The following is a 21,300-nucleotide window of genomic DNA, read 5'->3' as shown; positions in this document are numbered from 1 at the left end:
GGCAATCCCTAGCGCGTCTGGTCCTTTTTGATGCGGTGCTGATCCATGAAATGCGCGATCATGGTCTTGGTGGCGCGGGCATAGGCCTGTTTCAGCGGTAGCTCCAGATGCTCATACAGCGTTGCTTTGCCCGAGGCGATCGCAGGCGGGTGATAACTGGCGATCTTGCGGGCAAATTCCATTGTGTGGGCGTGGATATCCTTAGCGGGCAAAATGCGGTTGATCAGGCCGGTTGCCAGCGCCCAGTGCGCGTCCATGGGCGTGCCGGACAGGGCCAGCTCCATCATATGTTTGCGCGACAGGTTGCGGGACACGGCAACCGCAGGCGTGGTGCAAAACCCTCCGTTCAACACGCCGGGCAGGCAGAAACTAGCGTCGGGGGTGGCATAGGCCAGATCGCAAGCGGCGACCAGTTGCAGCCCGCCAGCGGTCGCGATGCCCTCGACCAGCGCGATCGAGGGTTTGGGGCAGTTGCTCAGGTCCAGCATCATGGCGCTGCAATCGGTGAACAGCTTGGTCAGGTACGCTTCACCCTGATCAGGATCGTTGCGATGGGCTGCGATTTCCTTGAGATCATGCCCGGCACAGAAAATATGGCCGGGCCCATGGAGAATGATGGCCCTTATGGCCTCATCGCGGGCCGCTTGATCGATCAGATCGTGCAGCGCGTGGATCATCGCCAATGACAGAGGATGGGCCACGCCATTGCCCAGCGACAGTGTCAGGACACCATCGTTCAGATCGGGCTGCACCAGGGGCAGGGGGGTCATATCGGTCATGTCTGTGCCTCTGGGATTGACTATGTCACGCTGAGCGGGGTTTTCAACGCTTGGCATTTCGGGCGCGGCGTGAAAATAAAGCGGGATCCGAAAGAAAAGGGTAGCACAATGGCAGAGAAATTCTCGTTCGAGCATCAGGCAACTGATGGCCAGGCGCGGCGCGGCGTGATCCGCACCACGCGCGGGGATATTCGTACGCCTGCCTTCATGCCGGTGGGCACCGCAGCGACCGTGAAGGCGATGATGCCCGAAAGCGTGGCCGCCACGGGGGCGGATATCCTGCTGGGCAACACCTATCATTTGATGCTGCGCCCCACGGCGGAACGCGTGGACCGTTTGGGCGGGCTGCACAAATTCATGAACTGGGACAAGCCGATCCTGACCGACAGTGGCGGGTTCCAGGTGATGAGCCTGTCGGATCTGCGCAAGCTGACCGAGGAGGGGGTGACCTTCAAATCACATATTGATGGCTCCAAGCATTTCCTGACACCTGAACGGTCAATGGAAATTCAAAAGCTGTTGGGCTCGGATATCGTGATGTGCTTTGACGAATGCCCCGCGCTGCCCGCTGATGAAAAGCGCGTGGCCGAAAGCATGCGCCTGTCGATGCGGTGGGCTCAGCGGTCGCGCGATGCCTTTGGCGATCGGCCCGGACATGCGTTGTTTGGCATCATGCAGGGCGGGGTGACGCCGCATTTGCGCGAAGAAAGTGCCGAGGCCTTGCTGGATATCGGCTTTGATGGCTATGCAGTCGGGGGTCTGGCCGTGGGCGAGGGCCAAGAGGCCATGTTTGGTGTGCTGGACTATGCCACCGGGTATCTGCCGCAGGACAAGCCGCGCTATTTGATGGGGGTGGGCAAACCCGACGACATCGTTGGCGCGGTGAAACGGGGCGTGGACATGATGGACTGCGTTCTGCCGTCTCGGTCAGGGCGGACGGGGCAGGCCTGGACGCGTCACGGGGTGGTAAACATTAAGAACGCGCGCCATCAGGATGATCCGCGCCCTCTGGACGAAGAGTGCACCTGTCCGGCGTGCCGCAACTATAGCCGGGCCTATCTGCATCATGTGTATCGTTCGGGCGAGATGATCTCGGGGATGCTGTTGACCTGGCACAATCTGCATTATTTCCAGGAAATCATGGCCGGAATGCGAGACGCGATTTCCGAGGGGCGCTTTGAGGCCTGGGAGGCGGATTTTCATGCGCAACGCGCCCAGGGTGATATAGAACGATTGTAATTTTATTAGGAACGGTAAGTGACGCTCGCTGACGCATCGCCCCACCCACCGTCCCTATATATTGGGTCTGATGCGGCAAAGCCCGTCTTAATTGGTGGTTTGTTGCTGCCTTTGCGGTCGGATTCAGGTCTTTTCAACCGAAGCGACCGTTCGTGTCTTGCACCTTTGCCCGGGGGCGGGCAGTCTGGTGTCAGGAAATTGTGACAAGGTTGAAATCGGGGGGCTCGCGCCCCAGATTAACAATCTGGAAACGGAGTCAGACGGGGTTGCCGATACTCGGGGCCGGGGCTGACTTGCCAAGAACAAGGAAATGAGCATGCAAGAGCAACTCAACGCATCCTATCCCGTGCTGCCGCTGCGCGACATTGTCGTGTTCCCGCATATGATCGTGCCGCTTTTCGTCGGGCGAGACAAATCGGTGCGCGCGCTTGAGGAAGTGATGCAAGACGACAAGCAGATCCTGCTGTCCAGTCAGATTGATCCGGCGATTGATGATCCCACCGAGGATGGGATTTATCGCACGGGCGTCTTGGCCAACGTACTGCAACTGCTGAAACTGCCGGACGGCACTGTGAAGGTGCTGGTCGAGGGGCAATCGCGTGTGCAGATCACCGAGTTCATCGAGAATGAGCAATTCTTTGAGGCCCGGGCTGAGCTGTTGATGGAAAGCGAGGGCGATCCCGAAGCGATCACGGCGCTGTTGCGGACCGTTGCGGTTGAATTCGAGCGCTATGCCAAGGTGAAAAAGAACATCCCCGAAGAAGCGCTGGTCGCTGTTTCGGAAACCAGCGAAGCCGACAAGCTGGCCGATCTGGTCTCGGGGCATTTGGGCATCGAGGTCAACGAAAAACAGGACCTCTTGGAAACTCTGTCCGTCAGCGAGCGGCTGGAAAAGGTCTATGGCCTGATGCAGGGCGAAATGTCCGTCCTGAAAGTCGAGAAAAAGATCAAAACCCGCGTCAAATCGCAGATGGAGCGCACCCAGCGCGAATATTATCTGAATGAGCAGATGAAAGCCATTCAGAAAGAGCTGGGAGATGGCGAGGATGGCAGCAACGAAATCGCCGAGCTGGAAGAGAAAATCGCCGGGGCGAAGCTGTCGAAAGAAGCCAAGGAAAAGGCCGATGGCGAGCTGAAAAAGCTGAAAAACATGAGCCCGATGAGCGCCGAGGCGACCGTCGTGCGCAACTACCTGGATTGGCTGCTGGGCATTCCGTGGGGCACCAAGTCGCGCGTGAAAAAGAACCTGAACAAGGCCCAAGAGGTGCTGGACGCCGATCACTATGGTCTGGAAAAGGTCAAGGAACGTATCGTCGAGTATCTGGCGGTGCAGCAGCGCTCGGCCAAGCTGAAGGGCCCGATCCTGTGCCTTGTCGGACCGCCGGGTGTGGGTAAAACCTCGCTGGGGAAATCGGTTGCCAAGGCCACGGGGCGCGAGTTCATCCGCATCTCGTTGGGCGGCGTGCGTGACGAAAGCGAAATTCGCGGTCACCGCCGCACGTATATCGGCTCGATGCCCGGTAAGATCATCCAGGCGCTGAAAAAGGCGAAAACCACCAACCCGCTGATCTTGTTGGATGAGATTGACAAGATGGGCCAGGATTTCCGCGGCGATCCCGCCTCGGCGATGCTGGAGGTGCTGGACCCCGAACAGAACGGCACCTTTGTAGATCACTATCTGGAGGTCGAATATGACCTCAGCAACGTGATGTTCCTGACCACCGCGAACTCCTACAACATGCCGGGCCCGCTGCTGGACCGGATGGAGATCATTTCGCTGGCCGGCTACACCGAGGACGAAAAACGCGAAATCGCCCGTCAGCACCTGATTGAAAAGCAGGTGAAAAACCACGGGCTGCGCAAAGGCGAGTTCGAGGTCACGGATGATGCGCTGGACGAGATGATCCGCCGCTACACCCGCGAGGCGGGCGTTCGGAACCTGGAACGCGAGATCGGTAAACTGGCCCGAAAGGCCGTGACTCAGATCGTGAAGGGCGAGGCCAAGACCATCAAGGTGACGCCGGAAAACCTGGATGATTTCCTGGGCGTGAAGAAATTCCGCTATGGTCTGGCCGAGAAAGAGGATCAGGTCGGGGTTGTCACCGGGCTGGCCTATACCTCGGTCGGGGGCGATCTGTTGCAGATCGAAGCCCTGCGCCTGCCGGGCAAAGGCCGGATGAAGACCACCGGGAAACTGGGCGACGTGATGAAAGAATCCATCGACGCGGCCAGCTCTTATGTGCGATCCATCGCGCCGCAAATCGGGGTCAAACCGCCCAAGTTCGACAAGATGGACATCCACGTCCACGTGCCCGATGGCGCTACGCCCAAGGACGGCCCCAGCGCGGGTCTGGCCATGGTCACCGGCATTGTGTCCGTTCTGACGGGTATCCCGGTGCGCAAAGACATCGCCATGACCGGCGAGGTCACGCTGCGCGGCAATGCTTCGGCGATTGGTGGGCTCAAGGAAAAACTGCTGGCCGCCCTGCGCGGGGGCATCAAGACTGTCCTCATCCCCGAGGAAAACGAGAAAGACCTGGCCGACATTCCGGACAATGTGAAGGAAGGGCTGAAGATCATTCCCGTGACCCATGTCAGCGAAGTGCTGAAACTGGCGCTGGTGCGCGAGCCCGAGGCGATCGAATGGGATGAAGAGGCCGAAGAGGCCGCCGCCGCCGCAGCCCTGGCCGCGAAACCGGGGGCAGGGGCTGTCGCGCATTGATCCCCTAGGGATATCGGAAAAGGCGCCCATCGCGGCGCCTTTTTCATGCGCGAAATTCCTGCAGAAACAGCGCGCGAACCCTCTTGCACATCGGTTTGGGATTCTCTAAACACCGCGCTACCGGGTGATTAGCTCAGTGGTAGAGCGCTTCGTTCACATCGAAGATGTCAGGAGTTCAAATCTCTTATCACCCACCATTTTCCCTTTGATCCGACTGATCTGATCCCAGTGCTGTTGCGCTACAGGCATGTTGTTCCGCCTTTGGGGCAAGGATGACTGCGTCAGGCGCCGTAGCGTTGGACAAAGTTGCGCAAAATGCGTTCGGGGGCGTGGACATCGGCGGCGCGACACATGGCGATCAGCTCGTCCGCCTCGTCCGGATGGAAATAGCCTTTGTTTTTGTACAAACGGATGCGCAGTTCGAACCCGGCGCTGTCGGCCTCGGGATGGAACTGGGTGGCATAGACGTTCTGTTTGTAGCGGATCATCTGAAACGGGCAGGGATCCGAGGCCAGGATCTGCACCGCGCCTTTGGGCAGGTGTTGCACGGCCTCTTTGTGGCCGACAAAGGCCAGGAATTCCTGTGGCAGGCCCTCTAGCATCGGATCGTCCGCGGTGATCTTGCAGTTGGTCGGACCCACCGGTTCGCCGTATTTTTCTTTGGACACGGTGGCGCCCAGATGATGCGCCAGAATGCCGATCCCATAGCAGCACCCCATGAAAGGAATGTCGTTTTCGGTGATTTGCGGCATCAGCGACAGAATCTCGGCCTCGATCTTGGCCTCAAGCGGGTCCTTTTTATCGGCTGGGTCGCTGACACAGCCCGGTCCGCCGCCGACGATGACCCCGGAATATTCAGACAGGTCCAGCGCGGGCATGTCTTCTTGTTCCAGCCGGATGCGATGGGTCTGATCCGCGCTCAGCCCGCCCTTGGCCTGAAAGGCGGCATATTCATCGTCCGAGGCTTCGGCCTCGGGGCGCAATTGCAGGATCAGGAAGGGTTTCATCGGCGCAACTCTGTTTTTGGGCCGCGCCGGAGATAAAAGATCAGGCGCAGCGTGAAAAGATCAAACTGCATCTGCGCGTGTATTCTGAGCGCGGGACATCAAAAAACCCGCCGAAAAATCCGGCGGGCTTTTTTTAGCGTTGGAGAGACGCTTGGGATTACCGGCCCCAGCTGCGCACAACACCACAATCCATGTGGACGAAATTCGAGCGGCTATAGCGGCCCACGCCACCGGCCTTGCAGCTGGAGGCGGCGCGATAAATCTGGCTGACCGAGCGCGACGCAAGACGCAAATCCGCCGCCTGGCCTTTCATATGCAGGGAATTCTTGGCGACGGCCCGGGATTTCGAGCGTAGCATCGCGTTGGTTTGAGGGCTGCGATAGCCCGACAGCAACATATAGGGTTCGCTGACATCCAGCAGGTTATGTGTGGCCGAGATGATATCAATGGTGCGGGTGTCCATCGACTTGGTGCCGTCGGTCCGCCAGTCGCGCATGAAATAGTTGATCTCTTTCAGCGCGTCCTTGATGTAGTTGCCTTCGATCCAGTAGATCATATCGATCTTTTCACCCGTGCGGCCGGAATACATGCGGATGCGGCGAATGTCGCCTGACCCGCGCAGAAACCCTGCGGCGTTGGAAAAAGTCGGAGCCGCTGTTACAGCGGTTGCCGCGAATGCGCCCAGTAACGCACGTCGCGAAATGCTCGACGAGCAATCTTCAGTCATGTTAAGCGCCGTCCCGTCGCTCTTGCTTGGCCGCGATGTTACGCGGCACCTGCCTTGTCATCCCCCAGATGCACGGGTTTTATTACACAAGTTTTCCCCGTGACCAACGCCGTTTTTTCGAAAATTTTCGAAATCAAGAGGTCTCGGCGAATTTTTGCTGAAAATTTCAGTTTGTGGCAAACTTGTGAATACGCCACTGAATTGTTGGGGCTTGAATGCATCACTGTCGAAGCTTGCTTTCCTCCTGATCAAAATGTGAATAGACAAGGGGTTAAGACGTTTGTGACACTGGTGCGACGTAACGCGCGAATGAATTTGAAAGGGACGAGATCATGCTGCCGCTGACCCGTTCCGGCTTGGTCCGGTTTTTCAGTGCAACCTTGGTTGCGATTTTTGTTGTTTCTGCCTCGGGGGCGCACACTGGGGCGCAGGCCCAGGGCAACGATATGGCGTTTAAACAGGCGCTCGCCGAGGCTGCGGCTCTGGATCGCGATATCGCCGAGTTTTATAGGGACGGGGGGTATGTCCCTGTTTGGACGGGGAAATCCCGGACCGATCGCAAACGTCGCAGCGCCCTGATCGAGGCCCTGAATGGCGCTGCGCTGCATGGGTTGCCCGCAGACCGTTATAATGTGGCCGAGCTGACGCGGATGTTGAAATCTGTGCGCAGCCCGCGTGATCTGGGCCGGGCCGAGGTCGCGCTGAGCAAGGCTTTTGTGGCCTATGCGCGCGATGTCCAGACCGGGATTCTGACGCCCTCGAAGGTGGACGCTGACATCAAACGCAAGGTCCCGCTGCGCGAACGTAAATCTTACCTGACGTCGTTTGTGCAAAGCTCTCCGGCAGCGTTTCTGCGATCCTTGCCGCCGCAATCGGCTGAATATGCCCGCCTGATGAAGGCGCGTTTGCAGCTGGAACAGGTTGTTGCGCGCGGTGGTTGGGGTGCCAAAGTGCCCGGCAAAAAGCTGGAACAAGGCGACAGCGGCAATTCCGTTGTGGCGCTGCGCAACCGTCTGATCGCGATGGGTTACCTGAAACGGTCCTCGACCCGCAGCTATGATTCGGCAATGGTGCAGGCCGTTCAGAAGTTCCAAAGCGCCCATGGTCTGGAGCCCGACGGCGTGGCCGGTGGAACCACCCTGCAAGAGATCAATGTGCCCGCGGACAAGCGCCTGAAATCCGTGCTGGTCGCGATGGAACGCGAGCGGTGGTTCAACCGCGAACTGGGCAAGCGTCATGTGTTGGTGAACCTGACCGATTACACTGCCAAGATCGTCGACAATGGCAAGGTCACGTTCCGCACGCGCTCGGTGGTTGGGGCGAACCAGTCGGACCGTCGCAGCCCGGAATTTTCGGACGTGATGGAGCATATGGTCATCAACCCGACATGGAACGTGCCGCGTTCCATCGCGGTCAAAGAATACCTGCCGATGATGAAGCGGAACGCGAATGCGGCCGGGCATCTGAAGCTGCTGGACGGGCGTGGACGTGCCGTCAGCCGGGGCAATATCGACTTTAGCCAGTATAACGAGCGGAATTTTCCGTTTGATCTGAAACAGCCGCCCTCGCGCTCGAACGCGTTGGGATTGGTGAAGTTCATGTTCCCCAATCGCTATAATATCTACCTGCATGATACGCCCGCCAAGAACCTGTTCGCGCGGGAAACCCGGGCCTATAGCCACGGCTGTATCCGCCTGCACCAGCCCTTTGATTTCGCCTATGCGCTGCTGAAACCGCAAAGCAGCGATCCCAAGGGCGAGTTCCACCGTCATCTGAAGACCGGGCGCGAAACGCAGGTGGATCTGGTCACTCAGGTGCCCGTGCACATCATCTATCGCACCGCGCTGACCACCGCCAAGGGCGGGCTGGAGTTCCGTCGCGATGTTTATGGCCGCGATGGGCGGATTTGGACCGCCTTGTCCCGCGCAGGGGTGGCATTGGGCGCCGTTCAGGGATAAATCTGCCGCCAGAGTAGTTCTGGAGGCAATCCATATGGCCTATACGGTCCAAGACATCGCAACCGCTTTGGGCGCTTCGGCCTATGGCGATCTGGACCTGACAATCGACGGCGTGGCCGAGCCAGCAATGGCCGGCCCCCGTGATCTGGCTCTGGCGATGAGCCCCAAATATGCCGAAGGCCTGGCCCAGGGACAGGCGCAGGTTGCCATGCTGTGGGACGGCGCAGACTGGCAGGCGATGGGGCTAAAGGCGATGCTGGTCGCGCCGCGTCCGCGCTTTGCCATGTCCAGCCTCAGCCAGATGATGGATCTGGGGCAGGGCTATGCCGCTGGTATCCACCCGTCGGCGGTGATTGATCCCTCGGCCGAGCTGGGTGCGGATGTCTCGGTGGGGCCTTTGAGCGTGATCGGAGCGGGCGCGCGGATCGGTGCGGGCTCGGTCATCGGGCCGCAATGTTTTATCGGAACGGATGTGACCTTGGGCGCGGGCGCCTTTCTGCGCGAGGGCGTCAAGCTGGGCGCACGCGTCACAATCGGTCGCAACTTCATCGCGCAGCCAGGTGCGACGGTTGGCGCAGATGGGTTCTCGTTTGTCACGCCCGAAGAATTGGCCGTGGAACGCGTGCGCGACAGCCTGGGTGATCAGGGCGAGATGAAGGGCCAATCCTATGCCCGCATTCACAGCTTGGGCAATGTCACCATCGGCGACGACGTGGAACTGGGGGCAAATGCCTGTATCGACCGGGGCACCGTGCGCGACACGCGCATCGGCAATGGGGTGAAATTCGATAACCTGGCGCAGATCGGCCACAACGTTGAAATCGGAAATGACTGTCTTATCTGTGCTCAGGTGGGTGTCGCAGGATCGACACGAATTGGGAATAACGTGGTTCTGGGCGGCCAGACCGGTGTCAGCGATAATATTTTTATCGGTGATCATGTGATCACGGGCGGGGCCACGAAAGTGCTGTCAAACGTGCCTGCGGGCCGTGTTTTGTTGGGCTATCCGGCGATGAAGATGGACCAGCATATCGAGGTCTACAAGTCGTTGCGCCGCCTGCCGCGTCTTATGCGTGACATATCCATGTTACAAAAATCGCTTTCTAAGGCGCGAGACAAAGACTAGACAAGCCTCATCACGAGGAAAGGGCCGGGATCATGAGCATCAAGGACAAAGTGATCGCAATTATCGCAGAACAAGCCGTTCTGGAACCATCCGACGTCACCATGGACAGCACGCTGGAAAGCCTGGGCATCGACAGCCTGGGATTGGTGGAATCGATCTTCGCCATCGAAGAATTGTTCGACATCACAGTGCCATTCAACGCCAATGAACCCGAAGAGAGCGATTTCGATATCTCCTCGGTTGCAAGCATCATCGCGGGCATCGAACAACTGGTGGCCGAGCAAGCCGCATGAAACGTGTTGTCATTACCGGGGCGGGAACGATCAACGCCCTTGGGCACTCGGTCGCCGAGACCATGGAGGCCATGCGCGAAGGGCGTTGTGGCATCGGTCCGCTGGAGTTTCGCGACGTTGACCGCCTGGCCATCAAGATCGGCGGGCAGGTTCAGGACTTTGACCCCGAAGAGAAATTCAACCGCCAACAGCTGGCGCTGTATGACCGGTTCACCCAGTTTACGCTGATCGCGGCGCGTCAGGCGATCGCGCAGGCCGGGCTGGAGTTTTCCGGCGAGCTGGCCGCGCGCTCGGGCGTGGTGTTGGGGAATTCGGGCGGCGGCATGACCACGCTGGATGAGAATTACCGCAGCGTTTATGAGGACGGTAAAAACCGCGTGCACCCCTTCGTGGTGCCCAAGCTGATGAACAACGCCGCCGCCAGCCATGTGTCGATGGAGTTCAACCTCAAGGGCCCATCCTTTACGGTGTCGACGGCCTGCGCGTCCAGCAACCACGCGATGAGCCAGGCGTTCCAGATGGTCCATGGCGGTCTGTGTAAGGCGATGGTCACCGGTGGCTCGGAATCGATGCTGTGTTTTGGCGGGGTGAAGGCCTGGGAAGGCCTGCGCGTGATGTCCAAGGATGCCTGTCGCCCCTTCAGCGCCAACCGCAACGGCATGGTGCAGGGCGAGGGTGCGGCGATCTTTGTGTTCGAGGAATACGAACATGCCAAGGCGCGCGGGGCCGAAATTCTGGCCGAGGTGGCCGGGTTTGCCATGTCCTCGGATGCGGCGGATATCGTGATGCCCAGCAAGCAAGGCGCGGCGCGGGCGATTTCCGGGGCGCTAAGCGATGCGCGGATCAATCCCGACCAGGTGGGGTATATCAACGCTCATGGCACTGGAACGGCTGCAAATGATAAAACCGAATGCGCGGCCGTGGCCGATGTGTTTGGGGCGCATTCCGATAAGCTGATGATCTCGTCCACCAAGGCGATGCATGGCCATTTGATCGGTGGCACGGGCGCAGTCGAGCTGCTGGCCGTGATCATGGCATTGCGCGACGGGGTGATTGCGCCGACCATCAGCTATGAAGAATATGATCCCGAATGCGCTCTGGATGTGGTGCCCAACGAGGCGCGCGACGCCAATGTCGAATATGCGCTGTCCAATGCCTTTGCGTTTGGTGGCCTGAACGCTGTGCTGGCGCTGCGCAAAGTCTGATCCAGACCGGCAGACCCCAAAAAAAAGCCCGCGCTGTTCAGGCGCGGGCTTTTCGTATTTCGCGATCTCTGACGCTTACTGGTCGATGATGCTGATCTTATCATAACCCGCAGTGAAGCCCTTCAGCGACATGGTGACGATCATGCGCTCGTTCGGGGCGACAAAGGGGACCACTTCGAACACCACGTTCGAGCCACGTTTGAACGCGTCGATGTCCTCTTGGGTGAAACCGATCCGCGCATAGCAGCCCAGCGGATCACAGACCGAGAACGGATAGCGCTTGGTGGCGCCGTCATCGACGGTCATGGTCATTTGCGCGGTCAGCAGGATTTCCAGGGGGAAGGCGATGACCGATCCGGCTACGGCTTGTCCGCCCTCGGGCAGCTTGAACAGGCGCATGTTGGATTGTTGGTTCCCGTCCGGATCAAAGGCGGCCTGGAACAGCTGGCAGGGTTCTTGCTCTTGGCCGGTGCTCAGGCATTCCAGTTTCCAATCGCCCGAGTCCTCTCGGAAATAGGGTTTGACCTCGTTGACCTCTTCGCCCATCTCCAGATCGGTTTTGGGCGCGTCAGCGGTATCTTGGGCGGCAAGCGGTGCTGCCAGGGCCATCGCCAACAGGGCGGGCAGAGCAGTGCGACGTTTGAACATGGGATCCCCACATTTTAAGTTCATTTGACGCAGGGCTTAGCACGGGGATTTGCGAGTGTCAGGTTACAATTTGGGCATTGGCGCGTGAGCTGTGCAAGAAATTGCCATGTGCTGGCCTGGCAGCATAGAAACGATTTACGTTCAGGCAGGAAAGAATTGAAAAAAGGGATCCCGAAAGATCCCTTTTTCCTATTTTTGCTCCCCGTCGGACTGGCCGACTTAGTAATTGCATGAACGCTAGGCGATCGATTGGGGCGGGTCAACCGGGTTTTCAAGAGGATTGAGAAAAAAAGCCGCGCTAAAAGAAGCGCGGCCAGTCTAACAGGGAGGAAGTCTCCCCAAGAGCCAGAGGACATGGGCCCCGGGAGACAGATTTCACTGTGGCACAAAAGGGTTAAGAGTGTATTTTCAAACCGAATGGTAAAAAGGGGCGGCCTATGCAGGACCATATCTTTATCGGTGGCGGTGGTGAAAATTACGGCGAAAAGCAGGGGCTGAAGCTGAAATATGCCAATCGCCATGGTCTGATCGCCGGGGCGACGGGCACGGGCAAGACAGTGACCCTTCAGATCATGGCCGAAGGGTTCTCGGCTGCGGGCGTGCCGGTGTTCCTGTCCGACGTCAAAGGCGATCTGTCCGGTCTGGCCAAGGCCGGCAGCGAAGGGTTCAAGCTGCATCAGGCCTTTAGCTCGCGCGCGGAAAAGATCGGGTTCAGCGACTATAGCTATGATGCCTTTCCCGTGACCTTCTGGGATATGTTCGGCCAGCAGGGCCACCCGGTGCGCACCACCGTGGCCGAGATGGGGCCGCTGTTGCTGAGCCGCCTGCTGGAACTGTCCGAGGCCCAAGAAGGTATTCTGAACATCGCGTTCCGTCTGGCCGATGAACAAGGCATGGCGCTGCTGGATCTGAAGGATTTGCAGGCGCTGCTGGTCTGGCTGGGCGAGAACCGCAAGGATCTGAGCCTGCGCTACGGCAATATCTCGACCCAGTCCATTGGGGCCATTCAACGCCGTCTGATGGTTCTGGAAAACCAGGGCGCGACCAACCTGTTTGGCGAGCCGGCGCTGGAACTGTCCGACATCATGCGGACCGATCCCGATGGGCGCGGGCGGATCAATATTCTGGCCGCCGACAAGCTGATGGCTTCGCCGCGACTGTATGCGACTTTCTTGCTGTGGCTGTTGTCCGAGCTGTTCGAACAGCTGCCCGAGGTCGGCGATCCGGACAAACCCAAGCTCGTGTTCTTTTTCGACGAAGCGCACTTGTTGTTCGAAGACGCCCCCAAAGCGCTGGTCGACAAGGTCGAACAGGTCGCGCGGCTGATCCGCTCCAAGGGGGTGGGCGTGTTCTTCATCACGCAGAACCCAGCCGATGTGCCCGAGGATATTCTGGGCCAGCTGGGCAACCGGGTGCAGCACGCCCTGCGCGCCTTTACCGCCAAGGATCGCAAAGAGCTGCGCATGGCCGCCGAGACCTATCGGGACAACCCGCGCTTTGATACCGAACAGGCGATCCGCGAGGTCGGGGTGGGCGAGGCCGTGACCTCGTTCCTGATGAAAAAGGGTGTGCCGGGCGTGGTGGAACGCACGCTGATCCGGCCACCCTCTTCGCAATTGGGGCCGATTGAACCGACCGAGCGAAAGGCGCTGGTGGATACCTCGCCCATCGCGGGCAAATACGAAACGCTGCAGGATCGGCACTCGGCCTATGAAATTCTGGCGCAACGGGCGCAGGATGCCGCGCGCGCGGCTGAAAAGGCCGAAGAAGCCGAGGAAGAGGCCGCAGCAGCAGAACGCGAGTATAAATCAGCGCGCCGTTTTACAGGGACTCGCGTCACGCGGTCTACGTCGCGCTCGACCCGCAGCAATGCGCGCGGGGACACGATTGGCGAGGCATTGGGCAAGGCGTTGGTCAAAGAGCTGAAAGGCACCACCGGACGGCGCATTGTACGCGGTATTCTGGGAGGGCTGTTCAAAGGGCGATAGGGGAAGATGGGGGCGTTGCCCCCTCTGGCCTGCGGCCATTCACCCCCAGAGTATTTGAAGAGCAAAGAAGGCGGGCGCTGACGGGATTGTCTGGCGCCCGTTGTGTTATTTTTCGGGGATGAGGCCGCGGGGGCTGAAGCGTAGCACCAGCAGAAGGACCAGCCCCATGGTCAGCAGGCGCATATGGGCGGCGCTGTCCAGAAGGTGATCGCGCAGGGCGCTGTCCTCGGCCATGCCTGCGGTGATCAGCTGCATCATGGCCAGGCCCAGGGGTTCGACCTGTACCCAGAGGAACCAGATCAGAAATCCGCCCAGAACGGCGCCCAGGTTGTTGCCAGATCCGCCCACGATCACCATCACCCAGACGAGGAAGGTAAAGCGCAGCGGCTGATAGGTCCCCGGGGTGAGCTGGCCGTCAAGTGTGGTCATCATCGCACCGGCAATGCCGCAGATGGCGGAGCCGAGGACGAAGATTTGCAGATGGCGGCGGGTGACGTCCTTGCCCATGGCCTCGGCGGCGACCTCGTTGTCGCGGATGGCGCGCATCATGCGGCCCCAGGGGGAATGCAGCGCCCGTTGGGCCAGCCAAAGGATCAGGATCAGGACGATCGCGAACAGCACCCCATAGAGCCCCTTGACCCAGAGCGTCGAGGCTGTGGTGGGATCAAGGCCCAGACCTTCGGCGCGTTCCACGAAGCTGGCCGAATTTTGCAGGTCGACCTCGTAAGGGACAGGGCGGGGCAGGCCGATCACGTTTTTCACGCCGCGCGCCAGCCAGTCTTCGTTTTTCATCACGGCGATGATAATTTCCGCGATCCCCAGCGTGGCGATTGCCAGGTAATCCGAGCGCAGGCCCAGGGCGGTTTTGCCGATGATCCAGGCAGCACCCGCGGCCAGCAGCCCACCAACCGGCCAGGCCAGCAGAACGGGCAGGCCGAGGCCGCCGATATTGCCCTGTGCGGCGGGGTTGATTGCCTCGACGGCGCCGACGGCCGGGTCTAAAACCGCCCGGTAGACAAAGAATCCAACGATCAGCACGGCCAGCAGCGCCAGGGTTCTGGGGGCGCCTTTGGGCATGCGCGTATAGAGCAGGATCGCCGCCACGATGGTTGCCGCGCCCAGGAGCAGCGACAGGACGATGCGAAAGCCGCCGGCGCTCCAGGCTTCGGGGATCGGGTCGCTGCTGACCAGAACGGTGGCCAACCCGCCAAGGGCGACAAACCCCATGACACCGACGTTGAACAGGCCAGCAAAGCCCCATTGCAGGTTCACGCCCAGCGCCATGATCGCGCTGATCAGGCCCATATTCAGGATCAACAGGGCCGAGTTCCAGCTTTGGATCAGCCCGGTGCCGATGATCAGCAGGCCCACCAGGGCGAACAGTCCGGCTTTCTTGGTTGTATCGCTCATACCGATTTCCCCTTGAACAGGCCTGTGGGTTTGAACAGCAGCACGACCACCAGGATCGCAAAACTGACGGCGAATTTGTAATCCGTGGACAAAAGCTGCACCAACGAGGAGGGTTCCAAGCTTTCAGGCAGCAGATACACCAGCACTTTTTTCCATGCATAGGTGATTGTCACCTCGGAAAAGGCGATGACAAACCCGCCCGCGATCGCCCCCAGCGGATTGCCAAGGCCACCGACGATGGCGCTTGCAAAGATCGGCAGCAGAAGCTGGAAATAAGTGAAGGGTTTAAAGGTCTTATCCAGCCCATAGAGCGTGCCCGCGACAGTCGCCAAGGCCGCAACGATCAGCCAAGTGATCATCACTACGCGCTCGGGGTTGATACCGGACAGCAGGGCCAGATCCTCGTTATCGGAATAGGCACGCATGGATTTGCCAGTGCGCGTGCGGTTGAGGAACCAGAACAGCAGCGCTACCACGATGATGGCCGTCACCACCGTCAGCCCTTGGGTCGTCTTAAGCGCCAGACCCTCGCGCAGGCCGGTCATTTGCTTGAATTCGCGCGCGGTGATGATGAAACGCTCTCCATCGGCAAAGCGCTGTTCATTCGGGCCGATTATGAACCGCACGACCGAGTTCATGATGAACATCACCCCCATCGAGACGATCACCAGGATCACTGGCTTGGCCTTTTGCGCGCGATAGAACCTGTAAACCACACGGTCCGTTCCCAGCACCAGCAAGGCGCAGGCTGCAATGCCAAAGGGCAGGGCCAAGAGGGCGGTCGGAAGCGGCCCTAGACTGATCCCCCAGCCCTGGAACAGCCATGTCACCAGAACCACGACCATGGCCCCAAAGGCCATCGTGTCGCCATGGGCAAAGTTGGAAAACCGAAGGATGCCATAGATCAGCGTCACCCCCAGCGCGCCAATGGCCAGCTGTGACCCATAGGCGATGGCAGGGACCAACACAAAGTTGGACAGCGCAACGATTGCATTCAGAAAGTCGATCATTTTGCCTTATCCCCCCAGGAAGCTCTGCCGGACTTCGGGGTCCGCCAGCAGCTCCTTGCCGGTGCCGGTATGGGCATTCGCGCCCTGCACCAGAACATAGCCCCGATCCGCGATTTCCAGCGCCTGACGGGCGTTCTGTTCCACCATCAGGATGGAAATGCCCGTGCGCGCGACCTCGATGATGCGGTCAAACAGCTCGTCCATCACGATGGGGCTGACACCGGCGGTTGGCTCGTCCAGCAGCAGAACCTTGGGCTTGGTCATCAATGCACGCCCTACGGCGACTTGCTGACGCTGGCCGCCGGACAGTTCACCTGCGGGTTGGCGCCGTTTATCTTTGAGGATCGGGAACAGCTCATAGACCTGCGCCATCGTGTCCTTATAGTCATCGGTGCGGATAAAGGCGCCCATCTCCAGGTTTTCCTCGACCGTCATCGAGGTGAAAATGTTGTGCGTCTGGGGCACGAAGCCCATGCCCTGCACCACACGATCCTGCGGGGTAAGTCCGGTGATGTCCACGCCATCCAGCCGCACCGAGCCCTGCCGCAGGTTCAACATCCCAAAGGTCGCCTTCATCGCGGTGGATTTGCCCGCGCCATTGGGGCCCACGATCACGGCGATCTGCCCCTTGTTCACGGCGATCGTGCAATCATGCAGGATATCGGGGCCGGTCTTGCCGTACCCGCCAGTCATGCTGTCACCGATCAAAAAGGCCTCGTCCGTATGTGCCGCCGCACCGGTGCCGGGGGCGGGCTGCATCGTGCCGCCACCATGCGGATTGGCGATCGAAGCATCCTTGTTCCCGTGATCGTCCTGATAAGGGTTCCCGGTCATGCGCCCACCTTGTCTTTGTTCTTAAGGCCGGTGCCCAGATAGGCCTCGATCACCTGTTCGTTGGCCTTGATTTCGGCCAGGGTTCCCTCGGCCAGAACTTTGCCCTCGGCCATGCAGATCACCGGGTTACAGATCTTGTCGATGAAATCCATGTCATGTTCGATTACGACAAATGTATAGCCTCTTTCGGCGTTTAATTGCTTAATTGCATCGGTAATTGTATAGAGCAACGTACGGTTTACGCCCGCCCCGACCTCGTCCAGGAACACGATTTTTGCGTCCACCATCATGGTACGGCCAAGTTCCAGCAGCTTTTTCTGGCCGCCCGAAACCTCGCCCGCCTTCAGGTCAGCGATATGTTCGATGGTCAGGAATTCCATCACCTCGTCTGCCTTGGCCCGCAGGGCGCGTTCCTCGTTGGCGATGCGCTTGCGGCCAAACCAGGTGTTCCACAGGGTTTCGCCCGATTGCCCACCCGGCACCATCATCAGGTTTTCGCGGCAGGTCATCGAGCCGAATTCATGCGCAATCTGAAACGTCCGCAGAAGACCCTTGTGGAACAATTCATGCGGTGGCAGGCCCGTGATGTCCTCGCCATCCATCGTCACGCGACCGCCCGTTGGGGGCAGAACCCCAGCAATCACGTTGAACAGCGTGGTTTTTCCGGCGCCGTTTGGTCCGATCAGCCCGGTGATCGAGCCGGTTTCAATGGTCAGTGATGCTCCGTCTACGGCACGGAACCCGCCAAAGTGCTTATGAAGGTCCTCAACGACAATCATAGGCATCCCCCGTCTAAATGCGCGTTTTCGCGCTGTTATTTTGAAACAGCCCGGCGCATGGCCGGGCTGCTTGGTCGCGTTAAGCGTGACTTAGCGGTATTTCACAGTGGTCAGCTTGCCACCTTTGACTTCCAGCTGGCGATAGCCACCGGCGGCTTCACCGGGGCCAATCAGTTCCACGGCGGTCGCACCGACATAGTCGATGTCACCCCCTGCGGCGATGATCTCCAGGGCTTTGCCCAGCTCGCCAGCCATGATCTTTTCGCCCGGCGCGTTGGCCACGTCCATGATCTTGGCCTTATAGTCCGCTGCCTCGGTCGAGCCCGCAGCCTGCATGGCCAGCATGATCAGGGCAGCAGCGTCATAGCTTTCGCCGATATAGGGGCCTTCGGCGTTGGCACCGGTTGCGGCCACTTTCTCGATCACCATCGAGGCATCCGCCTGATCCGAGCCGGGCACGGTGCCGACCGAGCCGTCGATTTCATCACCAAAGGCCTCTTCCAGGGCCGATCCGATCATACCATCGGGCAGCACGAACAGGTCAAACGCCCCCGAATCCAGCGAGGCGCGGATCATGCCGGGACCACCTTGGTCGACATAGCCGGCAACCACCAGCGCATCGCCACCGGCCGAGGCCAGAGCGCCAACTTCTGCCGAGTAGTCCGCTTTGCCGTCTTCGTGGGCGGCGGTTGCGGTCACTTCGCCACCAGCGGCTTTGAATGCCGCGGCGATGCTGTCAGCCAGGCCCTTGCCATAGTCGTTGTTGGTATAGGTGATGGCCGCGGATTTGATGCCGGCTTCCATCATCACGTCCGCCACAACCTGACCCTGACGCGCATCCGACGGAGCGGTGCGGAAGAACAGGCCGTTGTCTTCGGCCGAGGTCAGCGCAGGCGAGGTTGCCGAGGGCGAGATCATCACAACACCATTGGGCACGGCCACGTTGGCCAGAACCGCGCCGGTCACACCGGAACAGTCAGCGCCCATGATGCCTTTGACGCCGTCAGCGGTGATCAGACGCTCGGCTGCGGCGGTGGCCGCACTTGCATCCACACAGGTCGAATCCGCGCGCACTGGCGTGACCTTGGCACCGCCCATCAGCTTGCCGCTTTCGGTGACTTCGGCCATCGCCGCTTCGGCACCAGCCGCCATGGCCGGGGTCAGCGATTCAATCGGGCCGGTAAAGCCCAGAATGATGCCCAGTTTGACTTCGTTGCCGTGGCCGCCCGCCATGGCCGCACCCGCCATCAGAGCAGACGCCGCAGTGGCCATAAGAAATTTTTTCATGATTTACTCCCAGATTGGAACAAAGGTCCGGATCAAAGCCTATCCCTGAGCTTGCCAAAAGAAAAGATTCTTTCGCGAGGGATTTATTGGGCGATGACAACTATATGTCTCGATATTTTGATCGCTTGGTCTAGCTGCTAAACTGTCCCAAAATGCGGAGAATTCGACCATGTTTCGTTCAATTGCGACCTCGGTTCTGGTTTGTATCCATTTTTTGATTGCGGGTGTCGTGGCGTCACCCGGATGGGCTGACGTCAGGGCACAGAAGATTGCCGAGGGGTTCTTTGTTCCCTGGGCGCTTGGATTTCTGCCTGACGGGGCAATTCTTGTGACCGATCGCGAGGCCGAGCTGTGGCTGATTTCGCCTGACGGGGCAAAGAACCGGGTGGACGGGCTGCCTGACATCGTCGCCCAGGGGCAGGGCGGGTTGCTGGATGTGATGGTCCCGCGCGATTTCGCCCAAAGCCGCGAGCTGTTCCTGAGCTATGCAATCAAACAGGGGCGCGGCAGCGGCACAGCCCTGGCGCGCGCGGTTCTGTCCAAGGATGGAACGCGACTGACCAAATTGGTGCAGATTTTCCAGATGAGCCCCGGCAGCAAAGGCGGGCGGCATTTCGGGGGGCGAATTCTCGAGGCTCAGGACGGGACGCTGTTTCTGACGATTGGCGAGCGCGGCGATCGCCCCTCGGCGCAGGATCTAAGCCGCCACAATGGCAGTGTGATCCGCCTTCACCGTGATGGCTCGGTGCCGCGCGACAATCCGTTTGTTGGCAAACCCGACATTGCGCCAGAAATCTGGTCGTATGGTCATCGCAACCCGCAAGGTGCGGCCTTGGATACGGACGGGCAGTTGTGGGTCAACGAACATGGCGCGCGCGGCGGGGACGAGGTGAACCGCATTCAGAAAGGCGCCAATTACGGTTGGCCCGTCATCGCCTATGGGCGCCACTATACGGGGTTCAAAATTGGAGAGGGTCACGCCAAACCGGGGATGGAGCAACCCGAACTCTATTGGGATCCCTCGATTGCGCCGTCCGGTATGACCTTTTACAATGGAGATCTGTTCCCGCAATGGCGCGGCGATGCCTTTGTTGGCTCGTTGAAATTTGACTATATCGCGCGCTTGTCGGGCGATCCGTTGCGCGAGGTGCAGCAGATCAAATTGCCTGAAACTCTGCGTGTGCGTGACGTGCGTACGGGTCCGGATGGCGCAATTTGGTTCCTCAGCGAGGGGCAGGGCGCGCTGTATCGCCTGATCCCCGACTAGGGCTTGGCCGCATAGCTGCCGCGCTCGCGATAGGGTGTTGTGTGATAGTGCGACCGGTAGCATTTTGAAAAATGTGACGGCGAGGTAAACCCGCAGGCCAGCGCCACGTTGATCACGCTCATATCCGTTTGCATCAGCAGGTTTCGGGCCCGTTGCAGGCGCAGTTCCATGTAATACCGCTTGGGGCTGCGATCCAGGTAGCGGCGAAACAACCGTTCCAGCTGGCGGGTCGACATGTCCACGCTTTTGGCCAGGATCGCGGGCGAGATCGGCTCTTCGATATTGGCCTCCATTTCCTGGATAACCTGGCTGAGCTTGGGATGACGCACGCCGATCCGTGTGGGCGTCGACAGGCGCTGAATATCCTGATCGGTGCGGATCGAGTTATAGATCTGCTGATCGGCCACAGCGTTGGCCAAATCCTCGCCGAAATCCGAGGCAATGAGATTCAGCATCAGATCAATCGAGGACGTCCCGCCCGCCGTCGTCAGCCGTTTGCCGTCGATCACGAAGACCGATTTTGTCAGGTCAATATCAGGGAAATCCTCGGCAAAGCTGTCCTGGTTTTCCCAGTGGATCGTTGCACGCTTGCCGTCCAGCAGTCCGGCCTTGGCCAGCGCATAAGACGCCGTGCACAGGCTACCCAGCGTCAGCCCGCGCCGCGCCTCGCGCCGCATCCACGAGATCAGTTTCTTGGTCGTGGCGTCCTGAATGCGCACGCCTCCGCAGATCAGCACGGTATCATCGCGTGACAGCTCGGCCAGATCGCCGTCCAGTTTGAACTCGGTGCCCGCCGAGCAGGTGACCGTATCGCCACCTTCGCCGATCAGGATCCAGTCATAGATCTGGCGCCCAGCCACGCGGTTTGCGATCCGCAGACTATCCAGCGCCGCAGCAAAGCTGAGAAGCGTAAAATTGGGAAGCAAAACAAAGACAAAGCGTTTGGGCTTGTCCATGGAAGACGGGGTTTGGGTCAGCGTCGCTTTGTCGTTCATCGGCACATCCCTGAGTTGGCACACCA

18 protein-coding genes and 1 tRNA gene are annotated in these 21,300 nt (G+C 59.6%); 9 read left to right on the top strand and 10 right to left on the bottom strand.

What is annotated here, in order from left to right; translation table 11 throughout:
• Positions 1-8: 8 nt before the first annotated feature.
• A complete protein-coding gene (locus ACXADQ_RS15715) occupies positions 9-779 on the bottom strand; it encodes an enoyl-CoA hydratase-related protein (RefSeq protein ID WP_475322840.1) in 771 nt (256 codons plus the stop codon).
• Between the two features lie 108 nt (positions 780-887).
• Between ACXADQ_RS15715 and tgt the strand changes: the two genes are divergently transcribed.
• The 3 genes from tgt to ACXADQ_RS15700 all read left to right on the top strand — a co-directional run bounded on the left by tgt (position 888) and on the right by ACXADQ_RS15700 (position 4,937).
• Complete coding sequence (gene tgt, locus ACXADQ_RS15710) at positions 888-2,018, top strand: tRNA guanosine(34) transglycosylase Tgt (protein ID WP_475322836.1); 1,131 nt, start codon at positions 888-890, stop codon at positions 2,016-2,018.
• Between the two features lie 316 nt (positions 2,019-2,334).
• Positions 2,335-4,740 carry an endopeptidase La gene (gene lon, locus ACXADQ_RS15705; RefSeq protein ID WP_475322834.1) on the top strand — a complete coding sequence of 802 codons (2,406 nt, stop codon included), beginning with the start codon at positions 2,335-2,337 and terminating at the stop codon, positions 4,738-4,740.
• A gap of 122 nt (positions 4,741-4,862) precedes the next feature.
• Positions 4,863-4,937 (top strand) — tRNA-Val (locus ACXADQ_RS15700).
• Between the two features lie 84 nt (positions 4,938-5,021).
• Here ACXADQ_RS15700 and ACXADQ_RS15695 read toward each other — a convergent pair.
• Together ACXADQ_RS15695 and mepK are read right to left on the bottom strand one after the other, a co-directional pair.
• Entirely contained in the window at positions 5,022-5,747 is a 726-nt protein-coding gene (locus ACXADQ_RS15695; protein ID WP_475322831.1) for a glutamine amidotransferase, read from the bottom strand.
• Between the two features lie 157 nt (positions 5,748-5,904).
• Positions 5,905-6,474 (bottom strand): peptidoglycan L,D-endopeptidase MepK, encoded by a 570-nt coding sequence (mepK, locus tag ACXADQ_RS15690; protein ID WP_475322828.1) that lies wholly within the window; start codon positions 6,472-6,474, stop codon positions 5,905-5,907.
• A 332-nt stretch (positions 6,475-6,806) separates the two neighbouring features.
• Between mepK and ACXADQ_RS15685 the strand changes: the two genes are divergently transcribed.
• From ACXADQ_RS15685 to ACXADQ_RS15670, 4 genes are read left to right on the top strand one after another with little or no spacing between them, the layout of a single operon-like run.
• Positions 6,807-8,432 carry a L,D-transpeptidase family protein gene (locus tag ACXADQ_RS15685; RefSeq protein ID WP_475322826.1) on the top strand — a complete coding sequence of 542 codons (1,626 nt, stop codon included), beginning with the start codon at positions 6,807-6,809 and terminating at the stop codon, positions 8,430-8,432.
• 34 nt (positions 8,433-8,466) lie between these two features.
• Complete coding sequence (lpxD, locus tag ACXADQ_RS15680) at positions 8,467-9,558, top strand: UDP-3-O-(3-hydroxymyristoyl)glucosamine N-acyltransferase (RefSeq protein ID WP_475322820.1); 1,092 nt, start codon at positions 8,467-8,469, stop codon at positions 9,556-9,558.
• A gap of 32 nt (positions 9,559-9,590) precedes the next feature.
• Entirely contained in the window at positions 9,591-9,851 is a 261-nt protein-coding gene (locus tag ACXADQ_RS15675) for an acyl carrier protein (RefSeq protein ID WP_475322819.1), read from the top strand.
• Positions 9,848-11,056, top strand: a complete 1,209-nt coding sequence (locus ACXADQ_RS15670) for a beta-ketoacyl-[acyl-carrier-protein] synthase family protein (protein ID WP_475322816.1) — start codon at positions 9,848-9,850, stop codon at positions 11,054-11,056. Before ACXADQ_RS15675 ends, ACXADQ_RS15670 begins: the two co-directional genes overlap by 4 nt.
• A 75-nt stretch (positions 11,057-11,131) precedes the next feature.
• Here ACXADQ_RS15670 and ACXADQ_RS15665 read toward each other — a convergent pair whose 3' ends face one another.
• Entirely contained in the window at positions 11,132-11,704 is a 573-nt protein-coding gene (locus ACXADQ_RS15665) for an invasion associated locus B family protein (RefSeq protein ID WP_475322812.1), read from the bottom strand.
• A 437-nt stretch (positions 11,705-12,141) separates the two neighbouring features.
• Here ACXADQ_RS15665 and ACXADQ_RS15660 point away from each other — a divergent pair, with 437 nt between their 5' ends.
• Positions 12,142-13,692: a helicase HerA-like domain-containing protein gene (locus tag ACXADQ_RS15660; protein WP_475322808.1), complete on the top strand. Its 1,551-nt coding sequence runs from the start codon at positions 12,142-12,144 to the stop codon at positions 13,690-13,692.
• Between the two features lie 105 nt (positions 13,693-13,797).
• On the opposite strand, the gene ACXADQ_RS15655 is transcribed toward ACXADQ_RS15660, so the two are convergent.
• From ACXADQ_RS15655 to ACXADQ_RS15635, 5 genes are all read right to left on the bottom strand, one after another.
• Positions 13,798-15,102 (bottom strand): branched-chain amino acid ABC transporter permease, encoded by a 1,305-nt coding sequence (locus ACXADQ_RS15655; RefSeq protein WP_475322804.1) that lies wholly within the window; start codon positions 15,100-15,102, stop codon positions 13,798-13,800.
• Positions 15,099-16,109, bottom strand: a complete 1,011-nt coding sequence (locus ACXADQ_RS15650) for a branched-chain amino acid ABC transporter permease (protein ID WP_475326095.1) — start codon at positions 16,107-16,109, stop codon at positions 15,099-15,101. The genes ACXADQ_RS15655 and ACXADQ_RS15650 overlap by 4 nt, the downstream gene beginning before the upstream one ends.
• Positions 16,110-16,118: 9 nt before the next feature.
• The gene (locus ACXADQ_RS15645) at positions 16,119-16,946 is read right to left on the bottom strand and encodes an ABC transporter ATP-binding protein (protein WP_475322801.1); all 828 of its coding nucleotides are present in this window, start codon (positions 16,944-16,946) and stop codon (positions 16,119-16,121) included.
• Positions 16,943-17,725 carry an ABC transporter ATP-binding protein gene (locus ACXADQ_RS15640; RefSeq protein ID WP_475322796.1) on the bottom strand — a complete coding sequence of 261 codons (783 nt, stop codon included), beginning with the start codon at positions 17,723-17,725 and terminating at the stop codon, positions 16,943-16,945. The genes ACXADQ_RS15645 and ACXADQ_RS15640 overlap by 4 nt, the downstream gene beginning before the upstream one ends.
• 90 nt (positions 17,726-17,815) lie before the next feature.
• Positions 17,816-19,012, bottom strand: a complete 1,197-nt coding sequence (locus ACXADQ_RS15635) for an ABC transporter substrate-binding protein (protein ID WP_475322792.1) — start codon at positions 19,010-19,012, stop codon at positions 17,816-17,818.
• A 169-nt stretch (positions 19,013-19,181) separates the two neighbouring features.
• Between ACXADQ_RS15635 and ACXADQ_RS15630 the strand changes: the two genes are divergently transcribed.
• On the top strand, positions 19,182-20,279 hold the full coding sequence (locus tag ACXADQ_RS15630) for a PQQ-dependent sugar dehydrogenase (protein WP_475322787.1): 1,098 nt from the start codon (positions 19,182-19,184) through the stop codon (positions 20,277-20,279).
• Here the strand turns inward: ACXADQ_RS15630 and ACXADQ_RS15625 are convergent.
• The gene (locus ACXADQ_RS15625; RefSeq protein ID WP_475322783.1) at positions 20,276-21,274 is read right to left on the bottom strand and encodes a GlxA family transcriptional regulator; all 999 of its coding nucleotides are present in this window, start codon (positions 21,272-21,274) and stop codon (positions 20,276-20,278) included. The genes ACXADQ_RS15630 and ACXADQ_RS15625 overlap by 4 nt on opposite strands.
• Positions 21,275-21,300 lie beyond the last annotated feature (26 nt).

This window comes from Thalassovita sp. ABM4_323 (genome assembly GCF_056158665.1).
The sequence above is the reverse complement of the archived record's forward strand: the minus strand, read 5'-3'. Positions and strand labels throughout refer to the sequence as shown.

Excerpts from the sequence above, each read along its gene's own strand:
- ACXADQ_RS15665 (WP_475322812.1), bottom strand. The coding sequence starts at position 11,704 with ATGTTCAAACGTCGCACTGCTCTGCCCGCCCTGTTGGCGATGGCCCTG.
- ACXADQ_RS15670 (WP_475322816.1), top strand. The coding sequence starts at position 9,848 with ATGAAACGTGTTGTCATTACCGGGGCGGGAACGATCAACGCCCTTGGG.
- ACXADQ_RS15675 (WP_475322819.1), top strand. The coding sequence starts at position 9,591 with ATGAGCATCAAGGACAAAGTGATCGCAATTATCGCAGAACAAGCCGTT.
- ACXADQ_RS15635 (WP_475322792.1), bottom strand. The coding sequence starts at position 19,012 with ATGAAAAAATTTCTTATGGCCACTGCGGCGTCTGCTCTGATGGCGGGT.
- lon (WP_475322834.1), top strand. The coding sequence starts at position 2,335 with ATGCAAGAGCAACTCAACGCATCCTATCCCGTGCTGCCGCTGCGCGAC.
- ACXADQ_RS15660 (WP_475322808.1), top strand. The coding sequence starts at position 12,142 with ATGCAGGACCATATCTTTATCGGTGGCGGTGGTGAAAATTACGGCGAA.
- ACXADQ_RS15695 (WP_475322831.1), bottom strand. The coding sequence starts at position 5,747 with ATGAAACCCTTCCTGATCCTGCAATTGCGCCCCGAGGCCGAAGCCTCG.
- ACXADQ_RS15715 (WP_475322840.1), bottom strand. The coding sequence starts at position 779 with ATGACCGATATGACCCCCCTGCCCCTGGTGCAGCCCGATCTGAACGAT.
- ACXADQ_RS15655 (WP_475322804.1), bottom strand. The coding sequence starts at position 15,102 with ATGAGCGATACAACCAAGAAAGCCGGACTGTTCGCCCTGGTGGGCCTG.
- ACXADQ_RS15685 (WP_475322826.1), top strand. The coding sequence starts at position 6,807 with ATGCTGCCGCTGACCCGTTCCGGCTTGGTCCGGTTTTTCAGTGCAACC.
- ACXADQ_RS15625 (WP_475322783.1), bottom strand. The coding sequence starts at position 21,274 with ATGAACGACAAAGCGACGCTGACCCAAACCCCGTCTTCCATGGACAAG.
- ACXADQ_RS15630 (WP_475322787.1), top strand. The coding sequence starts at position 19,182 with ATGTTTCGTTCAATTGCGACCTCGGTTCTGGTTTGTATCCATTTTTTG.
- ACXADQ_RS15645 (WP_475322801.1), bottom strand. The coding sequence starts at position 16,946 with ATGACCGGGAACCCTTATCAGGACGATCACGGGAACAAGGATGCTTCG.
- mepK (WP_475322828.1), bottom strand. The coding sequence starts at position 6,474 with ATGACTGAAGATTGCTCGTCGAGCATTTCGCGACGTGCGTTACTGGGC.
- lpxD (WP_475322820.1), top strand. The coding sequence starts at position 8,467 with ATGGCCTATACGGTCCAAGACATCGCAACCGCTTTGGGCGCTTCGGCC.
- tgt (WP_475322836.1), top strand. The coding sequence starts at position 888 with ATGGCAGAGAAATTCTCGTTCGAGCATCAGGCAACTGATGGCCAGGCG.
- ACXADQ_RS15640 (WP_475322796.1), bottom strand. The coding sequence starts at position 17,725 with ATGATTGTCGTTGAGGACCTTCATAAGCACTTTGGCGGGTTCCGTGCC.